At 68.2% G+C, this 13,116-nt stretch carries 13 protein-coding genes; 8 read left to right on the top strand and 5 right to left on the bottom strand.

The genetic code is table 11. The annotated features are described in order from the left end of the window. The first annotated feature begins 246 nt into the window (after window positions 1–246). Window positions 247–936: a Pr6Pr family membrane protein gene (locus tag ACIOSY_RS02930; protein ID WP_400848710.1), complete on the top strand. Its 690-nt coding sequence runs from the start codon at window positions 247–249 to the stop codon at window positions 934–936. 154 nt (window positions 937–1,090) lie between these two features. Here ACIOSY_RS02930 and ACIOSY_RS02925 read toward each other — a convergent pair whose 3' ends face one another. From ACIOSY_RS02925 to ACIOSY_RS02910, 4 genes are all read right to left on the bottom strand, one after another. Beyond that, window positions 1,091–2,533 carry a mechanosensitive ion channel domain-containing protein gene (locus ACIOSY_RS02925; protein ID WP_400848707.1) on the bottom strand — a complete coding sequence of 481 codons (1,443 nt, stop codon included), beginning with the start codon at window positions 2,531–2,533 and terminating at the stop codon, window positions 1,091–1,093. A 1-nt stretch (window position 2,534) separates the two neighbouring features. Beyond that, window positions 2,535–4,688 (bottom strand): adenylate/guanylate cyclase domain-containing protein, encoded by a 2,154-nt coding sequence (locus ACIOSY_RS02920; RefSeq protein ID WP_400848704.1) that lies wholly within the window; start codon window positions 4,686–4,688, stop codon window positions 2,535–2,537. Between the two features lie 135 nt (window positions 4,689–4,823). Further along, window positions 4,824–5,090 (bottom strand): type II toxin-antitoxin system RelE/ParE family toxin, encoded by a 267-nt coding sequence (locus ACIOSY_RS02915; RefSeq protein WP_400848701.1) that lies wholly within the window; start codon window positions 5,088–5,090, stop codon window positions 4,824–4,826. After that, the gene (locus tag ACIOSY_RS02910) at window positions 5,087–5,347 is read right to left on the bottom strand and encodes a type II toxin-antitoxin system prevent-host-death family antitoxin (RefSeq protein ID WP_400848698.1); all 261 of its coding nucleotides are present in this window, start codon (window positions 5,345–5,347) and stop codon (window positions 5,087–5,089) included. Before ACIOSY_RS02910 ends, ACIOSY_RS02915 begins: the two co-directional genes overlap by 4 nt. Window positions 5,348–5,746: 399 nt before the next feature. On the opposite strand from ACIOSY_RS02910, the gene ACIOSY_RS02905 reads away from it, so the two are divergent. Genes ACIOSY_RS02905 through ACIOSY_RS02875 form a run of 7 tightly spaced genes read left to right on the top strand, consistent with a single transcriptional unit; the run spans window position 5,747 to window position 12,111 of the window. Next, on the top strand, window positions 5,747–6,712 hold the full coding sequence (locus tag ACIOSY_RS02905) for an AAA family ATPase (RefSeq protein ID WP_400849088.1): 966 nt from the start codon (window positions 5,747–5,749) through the stop codon (window positions 6,710–6,712). A gap of 41 nt (window positions 6,713–6,753) precedes the next feature. Beyond that, window positions 6,754–7,662 (top strand): DUF58 domain-containing protein, encoded by a 909-nt coding sequence (locus tag ACIOSY_RS02900; RefSeq protein ID WP_400848696.1) that lies wholly within the window; start codon window positions 6,754–6,756, stop codon window positions 7,660–7,662. Next, entirely contained in the window at window positions 7,649–8,134 is a 486-nt protein-coding gene (locus ACIOSY_RS02895; RefSeq protein ID WP_400848693.1) for a hypothetical protein, read from the top strand. The genes ACIOSY_RS02900 and ACIOSY_RS02895 overlap by 14 nt, the downstream gene beginning before the upstream one ends. Then, window positions 8,125–9,111 carry a VWA domain-containing protein gene (locus tag ACIOSY_RS02890; protein WP_400848690.1) on the top strand — a complete coding sequence of 329 codons (987 nt, stop codon included), beginning with the start codon at window positions 8,125–8,127 and terminating at the stop codon, window positions 9,109–9,111. The genes ACIOSY_RS02895 and ACIOSY_RS02890 overlap by 10 nt, the downstream gene beginning before the upstream one ends. Continuing rightward, a complete protein-coding gene (locus ACIOSY_RS02885) occupies window positions 9,108–10,211 on the top strand; it encodes a VWA domain-containing protein (protein WP_400848687.1) in 1,104 nt (367 codons plus the stop codon). Before ACIOSY_RS02890 ends, ACIOSY_RS02885 begins: the two co-directional genes overlap by 4 nt. Then, window positions 10,208–11,005 carry a hypothetical protein gene (locus tag ACIOSY_RS02880; RefSeq protein WP_400848684.1) on the top strand — a complete coding sequence of 266 codons (798 nt, stop codon included), beginning with the start codon at window positions 10,208–10,210 and terminating at the stop codon, window positions 11,003–11,005. The genes ACIOSY_RS02885 and ACIOSY_RS02880 overlap by 4 nt, the downstream gene beginning before the upstream one ends. After that, window positions 11,005–12,111, top strand: coding sequence for a DUF4064 domain-containing protein (locus tag ACIOSY_RS02875; protein WP_400848681.1), 1,107 nt, complete (start codon window positions 11,005–11,007; stop codon window positions 12,109–12,111). Before ACIOSY_RS02880 ends, ACIOSY_RS02875 begins: the two co-directional genes overlap by 1 nt. A gap of 7 nt (window positions 12,112–12,118) precedes the next feature. On the opposite strand, the gene ACIOSY_RS02870 is transcribed toward ACIOSY_RS02875, so the two are convergent. Then, the gene (locus ACIOSY_RS02870) at window positions 12,119–13,108 is read right to left on the bottom strand and encodes a hypothetical protein (protein WP_400848678.1); all 990 of its coding nucleotides are present in this window, start codon (window positions 13,106–13,108) and stop codon (window positions 12,119–12,121) included. Window positions 13,109–13,116 lie beyond the last annotated feature (8 nt).

Raw genomic sequence — 13,116 nt, 5'->3', positions numbered from 1 at the left:
AAGGGGGTGTCTCCGCCGCGAAAAGAACCCTCATCCTGCGGTCCGAAACACCCCCTCATCAGGCGTATCGGTATACCGATCGCCACAGCGAATCCGCCCGCATCACTCCTCGAACTTCGCGATATTCCGAGAACCCCGTCCGAATGATGGCGAACCGCCCGGAGATGCCGCGCATCGTCCTCATCGCGGCTACGTTGTCCGACGGTTCGACCACCGGAATGTCGAACACGGAACGTCGGAGGAACGATGAGAACTGTGTGGCCCTACGTGCGGATCGCCGCAGCCCTGCTCGCACTCGCCGCCCTCGCGCGGCAGCTCACGCGCGAGATCGCGACCGCGCAGGCGGCGACGACCGAGTGGGGACGCGACATCCCGACGGCGGTGTCGAACTTCTTCAGCTTCTTCACCACGCTCTCCGGCCTCATCGCGGCCGTCGCCCTACTGATCGGCGCCGCGTGGATGCTGCGCACCCGCCGAAGCGACGGCACCGAGCCCCGCTGGCTCGCCGTGCTGCTCGCCTACAGCAGCACCTACATGATCACGACCGGGATCGTCTACAACCTGCTGCTGCGCAACATCCCCTCCCACTCCGCGAGCGAGGTGTGGACGAGCGAGACACTGCACGTCGTGCTCCCGATCGTGATGCTGCTCGACGTGCTGTTCGCGCCTCGCCGCCGCGCACTCGGCTGGGGCACAGCACTCCTCGCGGTCGTCTTCCCCCTGGCCTGGGGGGCTTACACGCTGCTGCGTGGCCCGTTCATCACCGACCCGTTCACCGCCACACCCTTCTGGTACCCGTACCCGTTCCTCAACCCGAACACGTCGAGCTGGACCTCGGTGGGCCTCTACATCGCGGCCATCGCGGCCGCGATCATCGTCATCGCGCTCGTCGTGGTCGGGATCGGGCGCCTTCGCGGCGCGCGGCGCCGTCCCTAACTCAGGACGAACGCGCCGAATCGGGCTCGATCCACCTCACATCGGGGCAGAACCGCGCAGATGTCCTGAGTTAGTGCCAGTCGGGCGCCCCGACCGCGCACTGAGCGGTGCCAGCCCGACGCCCCGGCAAGCGCTGAGCGACCCAGAACGAGCCTCATCCCCGCGAGATCGAGCCTCGCCCGATCGACCCCCGCGCGAGGTCGAGCGACGCGAGCCGATCAGCCGCGAGTGTGCGCTTGAGCTCGAGCGATTCCCCGATCTCGGCCGCGAGGCGCGGGCGAGCACGGATCAACTCGTCGACCGTGTCGAGCGGAAGCACGACGACGGTGAGGATCTCGCCGGCAACGGTGACCGCCTGCGTGCGTTCGCGGGTGAGCGCCGTCTGGCCGATGATGTCGCCCTTCTCGGCACTGGCGAACTCGACCCGGCCCCCGTCGACCTCGAGCGCCAGCGTCGCACGACCCGAGACGACGACCCGCACCTCATCGGGCACCACGCCGCTCGGCAGCACGACCTCGCCGACGCCGTAGCGTTCGAGGACGGCCGAGTCGAGCAGCGCCTCACGGTCGTCGTCACGCAGGTGCAGCGTCGCGGAGACGGCATCGAGGGCTTCGGCGAGCCGACCGGGCTCGGCGATCGGATCGGTCGCGTCGCCGTCGAGGGCGAATCCGTGGCGGCGGGCGGCGTACCAGAGCCACGACAGATAGGTCGAGAGGGTGCGCGAAGCATCCGCCGGCCCGGCCACCGGAATCGAGACGCCGTACGCGCCCGCCCCCGAATAGCTGACGGATGCCCGTTCTCGGGGCACTCGCATCGGCAGAGCATCCGCCACCTCGATCAGCAGCGCCATCACCTCGTGCGGCGGGTCGTCGGTGGAGAAGGTGACCGACGTCGCGGCGGAGTACGGCCCGTCGGGCTCGCTGAGGTTCGTGAATGAGGCGCCCGAGAGTGTGGAGTTCGGGACGATCTGGATGCCCGACCCGGTGTCGATGTGCACGGCCCGCCAGTTGACCTCGACCACGCGACCCTTTGCACCGCCGGTGTCGAGGAAGTCGCCGATCTTGAACGGCTGCTCGAACAGCAGCAGCAGACCCGAGATCACACCGCCGACGGCGTTCTGCAGGGCGAGGCCGATGACGATCGAGCCGACTCCGAGAGCCGTGATGAGCCCGCCGACATCGGCATCCCACACCCACGAGAACAGCAGGGCGAGCCCGAGCGCGACGAGGATCAGCCGCGCGATCTCGACGAAGATCGTCGGGATGCGCTTGCGCCACGAGTCATCGGCCGCGTGCGTGAACAGCGCCACGTTGAACGACGACAGCACCAGCAGGATCACGAGGAAACCGAACACGGTCGCGACGACGCGCGTCCACACCTGCTCCGAGGGCGACTGGATCGCGAACGCGAGCAGCGCGAACAGCGCACCGACCGGGATCACGCCGTTGCGCAGCAGGCGCAGCGGTCCGGCGAGCGCGCTGCCGCGACGACGCAGCCCGTTGATCAGCTCGGTGAGCACCACCAGCAGCACCGGCACACCGAGCGCGAGGGTGACGACCCACCAGCCCCACCCGTCGCGGAAGGCCTCGTCGAGCATGTCACGCCACCTTCCAGACGGTCTCGGTCGCCCCGTGCGTCTCGACGGTGCCCGCTTCGACGAAGGTGAAGATCTCGCGCGTGCGGTCGTAGACGGTCTGGCTGACATACACACCGGGGTCGCCGCTCACCGAACGCACCCGGTAGGCGAGGTTCACCGCATCGCCCCACAGGTCGTACGCCAGGCTGGTGCGCCCGACGAGGCCGCTCGTGACCGTGCCGGTGTCGACGCCGGCACGGATGGCGATCGACGAGCCGTTCTGCGCGTTGAAGCGTGCGACGACACCGAGCAGGTGGCGGGCGAAGTCGACGCTGCGGCGCACGTTGTCGACGCGCGGCACGACGAGTCCCGACGACGCGAGGTAGCCGCCACGCAGCGTGCGGACCTTCTCGACACCGGCCTTCTCGGCGGCCTCGTCGAACCCCCGCATGAGGGTGTTGAGGTGGCCGATCTCCTGTTCGGGGCTGAGACCGCGCGTGTAGTCATCGAACCCGATGAGCTCGGCGAACACCACCGACACGTTCTCGTGCGCCTCGGAGATCGACTCGTCGCCCTTCTTGTACTTCGCGGCGACGCTCTCGGGCATGAGGGTGAGCAGCAGCTTCTCGTTCTCGGCTTGTTGCTCTTCGATGAGTTCCTGCTTGATGCGCAGGCTCGACGCCATGTCGTTGAACGCCGAACCGAGGTCACCGAACTCATCGCGCGAACCCTTCGGCACCTGCACGTCGAGGTCGCCCTCGGCGACCCGGTGCACCGCCCCGACCAGACGGTGGATCGGTCGGGTGAAGACCTGGGCCAGCAGCAGCGAGAGCAGCGAGACGCCGAGCAGGATGCCGAGGAGCGACAGCAGCACGGTGCGGGTGAAGTCGCTCACCGGAGCGAAGGCCTCGGCGCTGTCGATCCGGGCGATGATCACCCAGTCCAATCCCTCGACCTCGAGCGGGGCATACGCGGTCACGCTCTCGCCCCCGAGATAGTCGCGGCCGATGATGGTGCCGGAGCGCCCGGCCTGGGCATCCGTGACCGCCTGCGTGTTGACCTGCTGCAGCAGCACCGTGCCGTTCACCTCGACCGCCCGCTCGGCCACGCTCGGCGGCACACCGCCATTGACCGCGATCTCGGCGTAGGTCTCCGGATTCTCGATGAGTCGACGCGAGTTGCTGCGCATCAGATCATCGCGTCCGACGAGATACACCTCGCCGGTGTCTCCGAGGCCCTGTTCCTTCCACTGCTCGGAGCCGGTGGTGAGGTCGTTGATCGTGTCGATCGACACCTGGAAGGCGAGCGCCCCGGTGATGCGGCTGTCGTTGCCCACGGGAGAGATGACCCACATCGTCGGCACACCGAGCGACGGCACCCAGCGCTCGAAGTCGGTGAGTATCACCGTGCTGACCGAGTTGGTCGCGATCGCTTCGGCGTACGCGGACGCGAGTACGGTGTCGCGATAGGGGCCGGTGAGCAGGTTGCTGCCGAGCTCGGCGCCCTTGTAGGCCGAGAAGACGATGTCGCCGTCGAGGTTCATCAACAGGGCATCCTCGTAGCCCGCTTCGTTCACGAGCCGGGCCAGGTAGTCGCCGTATCGCTCGGCCACTGCGGCATAGGCAGAGCCGTCGCCCGGATCGTTGTCGGCCAGCAGAGTGTCGTAGTCGGCATCGAAGTCCTGGTTCTGCGTCGTGAAGAGCGACTGCAGGTGCTGGCCCGCGGCGGACTCGGGGATGAACGCTTCGTCTCCGTACGAGTCGCCGGTGCGCGCCTCCAGTTCGGGGATGAACACGTCGGCGTAGTAGGTCTCGAGCGCTTCCCGTTCAGCCGGATCCGGCTGCTGCTCCTGCAGTTCGGCGTATCCCGCGTTGATCTCGGTCGAGAGGGTCTGGGCGCTGAGGTTGCGGGAGTGCAGCGACGCGTCGCGCTTGACGGTCTCGAGCGCATCGGTGATCTCGGCACCGCGCATCGAGCGGATGGTGATGAGCTGATCGACCGCGGCATCATTCAGCGATTGGCGTCCGTTGACGAAGCCGATCGCACCGACGACGATCGACGAGATCAGACTCACCGCCAGCAGCATGATGAGGAGTTTGGATTGGATGCTCAATCCCGGGCGCGCGCGCCGCGGTCGGCCTTCTGCTTTTTCCCCGACCGTGCCGTGCTCGCTCATCCGCATCCTCCGTGGTGATCCGTAAGCGCGTCCCCAGGGGGAGAGTATCGGTATACCGGCGTGTGAGAAAGAAGTTTTCGCGTGATGTCATCGGGGGATGCCACTGTCTCGAGCGGGCGTTCACCCGCGTGCGAATCAGAGTCCGTCGTAGACGTCGCGCCGATGCGCGATTCGGAACACCGTGACGATGACGCGCGAGTCGACGACCTCGTACAGCACGCGGTAGTCACCGATGCGAATGCGCCACGCATCGCCGAAGCCCGCGAGCTTTCGCACACCAGGTGGACGGGGGTCACGTTCCAGTGCGGAGATCCCGTAGAGAATCCGGCGACGGATGCTCGGATCGAGCTTGCGGATCTCTTTGGCGGCTGCGCTCGTGAGCTCGACGGAATAGTGCGTCACGACAGTTCGGCGCGGAGGTCGTCGAGCGTGATGCGCTCGCCGTCGTCAGCGGCCTTCGCAGCACGGAACTCAGCACTGTCTCGCGCAGCCTCCAGTTCTTCGAGGAGCTCGAGGTCTTCGACGCTGATCACGACGGCGGTGAGCTTACCGTGACGCGTAACGCCCACCCGCTCGGCTCCATAAGCGACACCACCGAGCACATCGGCGAGGCTGTCGCGCAGATCTTTCGAGGGGACACTGCGGCTGATCGTGATCATCACCCCAGTATAGAGGCATTAGTGACAATAGCGTCGTGATGTACATAAAGTACGGAAACCCGAGCGGCACGACAGGGTGGGCAGCGCTCCCCATGCCCGCGTGACCGTGGTGTCGGAGGATGCCATTACCCTGGGGACGGGGGAAGGACGCGATGTTTCCCCGCGTGAAAGAGGAGACTGCAGATGAACGAGCCCTACGCGCCGGACCCGTCGACGAACTCGGCCCCTCCGCCCCCGCCCGCGCCCGGCCTGCGCAGTGAGCAGCGCTCGGCGCCGCCCGCACCGGCTGCGCCTCCAGCCCCGGCGGCACCTCCCGCCCCGGCATCCGCACCGGCACCGGCATCCGCACCGGCCCCGAAGGCGGATGCTGCCGACAAGGGAGCCCCGACGGATGCCGAGATGAACCGTGCCGGGTCGATCCTGAAGGTCGTCTCCGACGCATACTCGGCGAAGATGGTCGGCCAGGAACGCCTGCGCATGAGCCTGCTGATCTCGCTGATCGCGGGCGGCCACATCCTTCTCGAGAGCGTGCCCGGCCTCGCCAAGACCACCGCGGCGAGCACCCTCGCCGACACTGTGCAGGCGCAGTTCAAGCGCATCCAGTGCACGCCCGACCTGCTGCCCAGCGACATCACGGGCAACCAGATCTACGACGCCGCGACCGGCTCGTTCCGCACCGTGCTCGGCCCGGTGCACGCGAACTTCGTGCTGCTCGACGAGATCAACCGTTCCAGCGCCAAGACCCAGAGCGCGATGCTCGAGGCCATGCAGGAGCACCAGACCACGATCGGCGGCGAGGTGCATCACCTGCCCAAGCCGTTCCTCGTGATCGCGACGCAGAACCCGATCGAGCAGGAGGGCACCTACGAGCTGCCCGAGGCCCAGATGGACCGCTTCCTGCTGAAGGAGATCGTCGAGTACCCGAGCCCGGCCGAGGAGTTCGAGATCCTCGGACGCATCGACTCCGGTGTGCTCGACCCCGACCGCCACGTGTCGAGCGCCATCACGCTCGACGACGTGCACCTGCTGCAAGACGTCGCGAGCCGCATCTACGTCGACCCCGCGATCCGCAACTACATCGTCTCGATCGCGTACGTGACCCGCAATCCCGCGCCGTACATCGGCGAAGACCGGGCGCGCTTCATCAAGTACGGGGCGAGCCCGCGTGCGAGCATCGCGTTCCTGCAGGCGTCTCGCGCGCTCGCGCTGCTGAAGGGCCGCTCGCACGTTCTGCCCGAAGACATCCGGGAACTGCGTCACCTCATCCTCCGTCACCGCGTTCTGCTGACGTTCGAGGCCGACGCCGAGGGCATCCGCAGCGAAGAGATCATCGACGAGATCTTCGCCGCCGTCCCCACTCCCTGACCTTCGACACCTCGACACTTCAGGGACCCACGAAGACACCCATGGCCAGTCTGATCACGCAGGTGAAGAGCAAGCTCTTCATCCACTCGTCGCGAAAGTCGATGCACGCGCTCGACGGCGCGCACGCGTCGCTGCTGCGTGGCCGGAGCCTCGACTTCGAAGACCTGCGCAAGTACGAGTACGGCGATCAGGTGCGCGACATCGACTGGCGCGCCACGGCCCGCCAGGGCACACCGCTGGTCAAGCGTTCCCGCGCGATGCGCATGCACACCGTGCTGTTCGTGGTCGACACGGGCCGTTCGATGACGGCCCTCGCGGCCGACGAGCAGCCGAAGAAAGACCTCGCGATCATGGCGACCGGAGCGCTCGGGGTGCTCACGCTGCGCCACGGCGACGATTTCACGGCCGTGTACGGCGACGCCTCACGAGCGCGTCGGCTGCCGCCCGCCCGCAGCGAGGGTGCTCTCGAGCACGCGCTGCAGACGATCAGCACGGCGACCGATCGGAGCACCGCGCCCAACGACCGCGACGGCCTGCTGTCGTACGTCACTCGCACGGTCTCCCGGCGCATGATCGTCGTCGTCGTCACCGACGAGGCGCCCATCACGAGCGAGACCGAGCGGATGCTGCGCCGACTGCGCGTGCAGCACGACGTGCTGTGGCTCACCCTCCGCGACGCGGAGCCCGTGCTCGATCACGCCACCGGCCGCATCCGCAGCGACGTCGACAGCAGCTGGGACGTGCCCGACTTCGTGCAGGGCGATCGCGACATCGTGCAGCAGCTGACCGCGCAGACGCAGGCCGAGGCCGCGCATCTGGCCGAGACCCTCAAGCGGCTCGAGATCAGCCACGCGGTGCTCGAGAGCCAGGAGCACGCGGTGCCGCAACTGCTCCGCCTGCTGCACGGCGCGCTGAACAGGTCGAGCGGGAGGTCTCATGCCCGCTCCTGATGAGTTCTACCCGCCGGCGCAGTACAGCTGGGGATGGATGCTGCTGGCATTCGGCATCCTCGCCCTGCTCGTCGCCGCCGTGTGGATCGTGATCGCTCTCACCCGGCCGCGCAAGATCGCCGCCGGCGATGAGCAACTGCCGAACTTCTTCCCCGCCGACGTGCTCAGCCAGCTGCGCACGGAGTACCTCGAACGCGTGCAGCAGATCGAGACCGACTATCGCGAGAAGCGGCTCTCACCGCGCAACGCGAACCTCGAGCTGAGCCGCGTCGTGCGCACCTTCGTCAACGAGTACAGCGGTCTCGAAGCGCCGGTGCTGTCGCTCGACGACCTCGTCGCGCGCGGCGTGCACCCCGCGCTGATCGACGCGATGCGCCGCCACTACTACCCGAGCATCTTCCGCCAGGGTCCGCCGATCGATCCGTTGGCCGGCGCCGAAGCAGCACGAGCGGTGGTGCGTTCATGGCACTAGCGAACTTCTGGCTGATCATCGTCGCCGCCGGCGTGGTGCTCGTCGCCCTCGGCATCGGTCTGGCTCTCGGCCTACGGCGACGCGGTGACGCGACCAGCGGTGACCGCGCACGCATCGCCCGCGCCGAACGGCTGCGCTCCCTGCCCGCGTTCCGCGAGGCGCTCTCGCGACGCATGCTCGCGCTCTCCGGCATCCTGCTGCTCGGCGCGCTCACCGTCGTGACCGCCGGTGTCGTGGCGGCACGACCCATGTCGTCGCAGACCATCCAGCCGGTGAACACGAGCCGCGACATCATGCTCTGCCTCGACGTGTCGGGCTCGATGTCCGAGGTCGACGTCGAGGTGCTGTCGGTGTTCGAAGAGCTGCTCGACGGGTTCGAGGGCGAGCGCATCGGACTGACCATCTTCAACAGCTCGCCCGTGCAGATCTTCCCCCTCACCGACGACTACGACTTCATCCGCACGCACCTCGAGAGCATCCGCGAGAGCTTCGATTACGTCGATCAGATTCCCGAGCACTGGGTCGGCACGCTCAACGGCAACGGCGCCTCGCTGATCGGCGACGGCCTCGCCGCCTGCGCGATGGGCTTCGACCACCCCGACGACGAGCGGTCGCGCTCGGTGATCTTCGCCACCGACAACGAGGTCAACGGCGCCTCGATCGTGACCCTCGAAGAGGCCGCCGCCTACGCCGCCTCGCAGGGCGTGCGGGTCTTCGCGCTCAACCCGGTGCTGGGCAAAGACGCCGATGTCAGCGCCGAGCTCTCCGCCGCGGCCGAGTCGACTGGGGGTGCGGCCTACGGCCTGCGCGAGACCACCACGGTGAGCGACATCGTCGAGCAGGTGCGCGAGCAGGACGCCACCGAACTGCGCGGCGAGGCTCAGGTCGTTTGGACAGACACCCCGAACCTCTGGATCGTCGTGATGTCGATCGCGCTGCTCTCGTTCGTGATCCTGCTGTGGAGGGTGCGACTGTGATCTTCCAACCCGCCCTCAACGTCTTCCTCCTCATCCTGCTGTTCGCGCCCGTCGCGGCGCTGATCGTCTGGATCCTGGTGCGCGGGCCGCGCGCCGCCGCGATCGGCCCGTCGGCAGGTGACGCCGGCACCCGGGTGCGCAACCACCGCACCCTCTGGGCGCTGCGTCTCGTGATGGTGCTCGCATGTTTCGTCATGCTGCTGCGCCCCGGCATCCCCGGGGGCGCCACCCAGACGCTGGCGACCGACACCGACATCGTGCTGGTCGTCGACACGACCGCCAGCATCGTCGCCGAGGACTGGGCCGACGGCGAGCCGCGCCTCGACGGCGTGCGCGCCGACGTGAAGGCGCTCATCGAGGAGTACCCCGGCGCACGCTTCGCCCTCATCACGTTCGACGCGGCCGCCGAATTGCGGATGCCGTTGACCACCGACACCACGGCACTGGTCGGCTCGCTCGACGTGCTGCGCCCCGAGGTCACGGCGCAGTCGCGCGGCAGCTCGATCGGCATCGCCGCCCCTCTGCTGTCGGAGACGCTCGCCTCGGCCGCCGAAGCCTCTCCCGATCGGTCGCGCATGGTGTTCTACTTCGGCGACGGCGAGCAGACGGTCTCGTCCGAGCCCGAGTCGTTCGCCTCCAGCGCGAAGTACACCGACGCGGGAGCGGTCTTCGGGTACGGCACCGCCGAGGGCGGCCGGATGCTCATCACGAGCGGCGGCTTCCAGGGCGACGACGAGTACATCGAATACCAGGGATCCGAAGCGATGTCGGTGATCGACGAGGCGAACCTCGAGACGCTGGCGGGCCAGCTGGATGTGCCGTTCGAGCTGCGCACGGCCGACACCGAACCCGAACTGCCCGAGGCACCCAGCACCACCACCAGTTATGCCGAAGCGGGTGAGGTCGGCAACGTGACCGAGCTGTACTGGATCGCCGCGCTGCTCATCATCGCCCTCCTGGGCATCGAGCTCACCCGCGCGACCATGCTGATCGTGCGACTGCGGGGCCTCAGCACGCCCCGGTCGGCACCCTCCGCGCCGCCCGTCGCCCCCACCACCCCCGTCGAAGCAGCCCCCACGAAGGGCGGTGATGCCTCGTGACCGACGTGAAGACCGACGTGAAGACCGACGCCCAGGCCGACGCCCAGGCATCAGCCGCCGCCCTGATCGCCTCGAACCGCCGCCGCCGGAGCATCCGCCGCTGGATCGCGATCGGCACGCTGCCGCTCACCCTCGCCTCGCTGTTCTTCGTGGGCAAGCTGCTGAGCATGTACGCCATCGCGCACCAGTCGATCAGCGCCTACGTCGTCGACGACTACGCGGGCTCGGAGTCGGCCGCGCGCGGTCTGGAATTCCTCAACTGGTTCGAGCCGTACAAGGCGCCGTTCAACATCGGCACGGCGCTGGCCGGCGCCGAGGAGCTGCCCGACGCACGGGCCAAGCTCGAAGAAGCCCTCGAACTCGCGAACGGACTCGAGGTGTGCGGCGTGCGCATCAACCTCGCACTCGTGATCGAGCGCATGGGCGATGCTGCGCGCGAGGGCGGCGATGGCGCGGGTGCCGCGCAGCTCTACGGCGAGGCACTCACGGTGGTCGTCGAGACCCCCGAGGAGTGCAACAGCGACGAGGCGCAGAAGCAGTCGTCCGACCCGAACCGCGACATGGAAGACACCCTCGACAACTCCGAGGACCGCCTCAAGAAGAAGCAGCAACAGCAGGAACAGCAGCAGGAGCAGCAGCCCGAAGACGGCGAGCCCGAAGAAGAGCCGCAGCAGCCGCAGCCCGACGAGCAGAAGCTGCAGGAGCTGCAGGACAAGCTCGAGCAGGGCACGCAGGAGCGCGACCAGCAGCAGGGCGACGACGCCCCCGGCGGGGGAACGGACAAGCCATGGTGATGGATCACGAACGCCAGCGGGCGCGCTACGTCGCCGGCACCGAGGGCGCCCCTCCCGTCCCGCCGCCCGGCGGTTACCGCGGGGCGCGCCGACCGCAGGGTCCGGTTCAGGCACCGCCGTTCGCCCCTCCCGTGGCGACACCGGCCGCGAGCGATGAGCCGAAGAAGCCCGCGAACGCGATCGGTTGGATCGCCCTGCTCGGCAGCATCCTGTTCGCCCTGATCCTGCTCGGCACGCTTCTCGCCGGCGGCACCGACATCGTCTACAGCGTCACGATGCTCGCCCTGCAGCTGATCGTCGTCGCCGTGATCGTCGCCTCGCTGTTCACCCCGCGCGGACGGATGTTCGGCGCGATCGCCCTCGTCATCGCGATCCTCTTCAACGTGGCCACCGTCGGCGGACTGAGCGCATTGAACTCCTCGGCCACCGGCAACTACGACGGTGTGAAGACCGAAGAGCAGAAGCACGCCGAGGCCTATCCCGGCATCAAGGGCACCGACTCGCAGTCCGTGCTCAACCAGCAGTCGCTCGAAGAGGTGCGGGCCGAAGCCGACAGCCTGTTCACCGCCATCCGCGACCGCCTGACCGCACGCTTCGGGTACACCTGGGTGAAGGTCGACGACGAAGATCTGCGCCCCGAGCGCAACGGCTACGGCGGCGAATCGATGCTCTACGAGTACACGTCGGTGGGGTGGGCCACGGTCGAACCGATCGAAGGGTACGACCGCAAGCTCGCGGTCATGGACATCGTCGACCAGGTCGTGCAGGAGCACGGTCTCTACGGGCTCTACGCCTTCAACGACCCGACGAACTCGGGCATCGATCCGACGATGATCACCAAGCTCTACGGCAGCGACGACCCCCGCACGCAGCACACGTGGGAGTCGTACACCGAGAACTACCCCGACCCCCTGCGGTTCTACGCCAACATCTACGACCTGTCGAACGACTCCTCGGGCAACTTCCTCGCCGAACGCGAGGCGCAGAACGCCCGCACCGGCGAGCCGCTCGAAGGGCTGCAGCTGTTCGTGCTCGGCAGCGCCGTGCTCAGCGAGGACGACCGCGAAGAGTTCGAGCAGAAGCTCACGGAGTACCCCGGGTACTGAGCACCGCTCAGTCGCCGAGCCGCAGCAGCATGCGCGCAGCGACGAAACGTGCCTGGCCGAGCGGCGTCCGAGGGTCGTACCCGAGCATCTCGACGAGCACCGCGAGCTGCTCCTGCACGCTCGAGTGATGGCGGCCGAGGCGCATCGCCGCCGCTCGCACGCTCTGCGCATCGACAACGGCATCGAGCAGCTCACGGCGGCGATCATCGAGGTTCGCGAGGGCCACGGCATCCGGATGCCGAGCGCCACCCGCCCCCTGCGCGACGAGCAGCAGCGCGCCGAGGTCGTCAGCCTGCTGCACCGGCTCCGACGCCGTCGTGAGGCGCGCCGCCACGAGCGCCGCCTCCCAGGATTCCGCGAGGCTCTCGACGGATGCTGCCGTTCCGATGCCGAGACGCAGGTCGGGCTCGATCCAGGCATCGGCACCGTCGGCCTCGGCGCCGATGATGGTCGCCCGCGTCAGTCCGTGCCGGGTGGCGACGACGGCAGACGGATGCTGCGGCCGAGGTTCCGGATCGGGCGGGGAGGCGATCACTCGCAGCGGTCCCGTCGGCAGGCGCAACCGCGATGCTGCCGACGCCCGCTCACCCGCGCTCGCGAAGCCGCTGATGACCAGCTCGACCGCGCTCTCCGCGTCTCCGGCACGGCGTGCACGGATGATGCCGAGCGCCAGTGTGAGGCGCTCGAGGATCATCGCGTCGTTCGCGTGAGGGGTGCCGTGCCGTTCGATCCAGGCGACGGCATCAGCACCGCTGTCACGGACGGCCCATTCGCCGGTCGGCTCTGCGGCTTCGATACGCACGCCGTCGGCGCGCACCCGGATGATCTGCCGGGCGTCGCGGTGCCCGACGGTCGCTCCGCTCAGCACGGCAGCTCCCCGCAGCATGCTTTCGATGCCCACCGAGCGGGCCACGAGCGCGTCGAAATAGGACACGACCTTGAGGGTCTCGCTCGCATCCGGGTCGAGGGCGGTGAGCCGCCCCAGCAGATCTTGCATGTCGGGCT

Source organism: Microbacterium sp. NPDC087665 (assembly GCF_044743285.1).
In the GTDB taxonomy this organism is placed as follows: domain Bacteria; phylum Actinomycetota; class Actinomycetes; order Actinomycetales; family Microbacteriaceae; genus Microbacterium.
The sequence above is the reverse complement of the archived record's forward strand: the minus strand, read 5'-3'. Positions and strand labels throughout refer to the sequence as shown.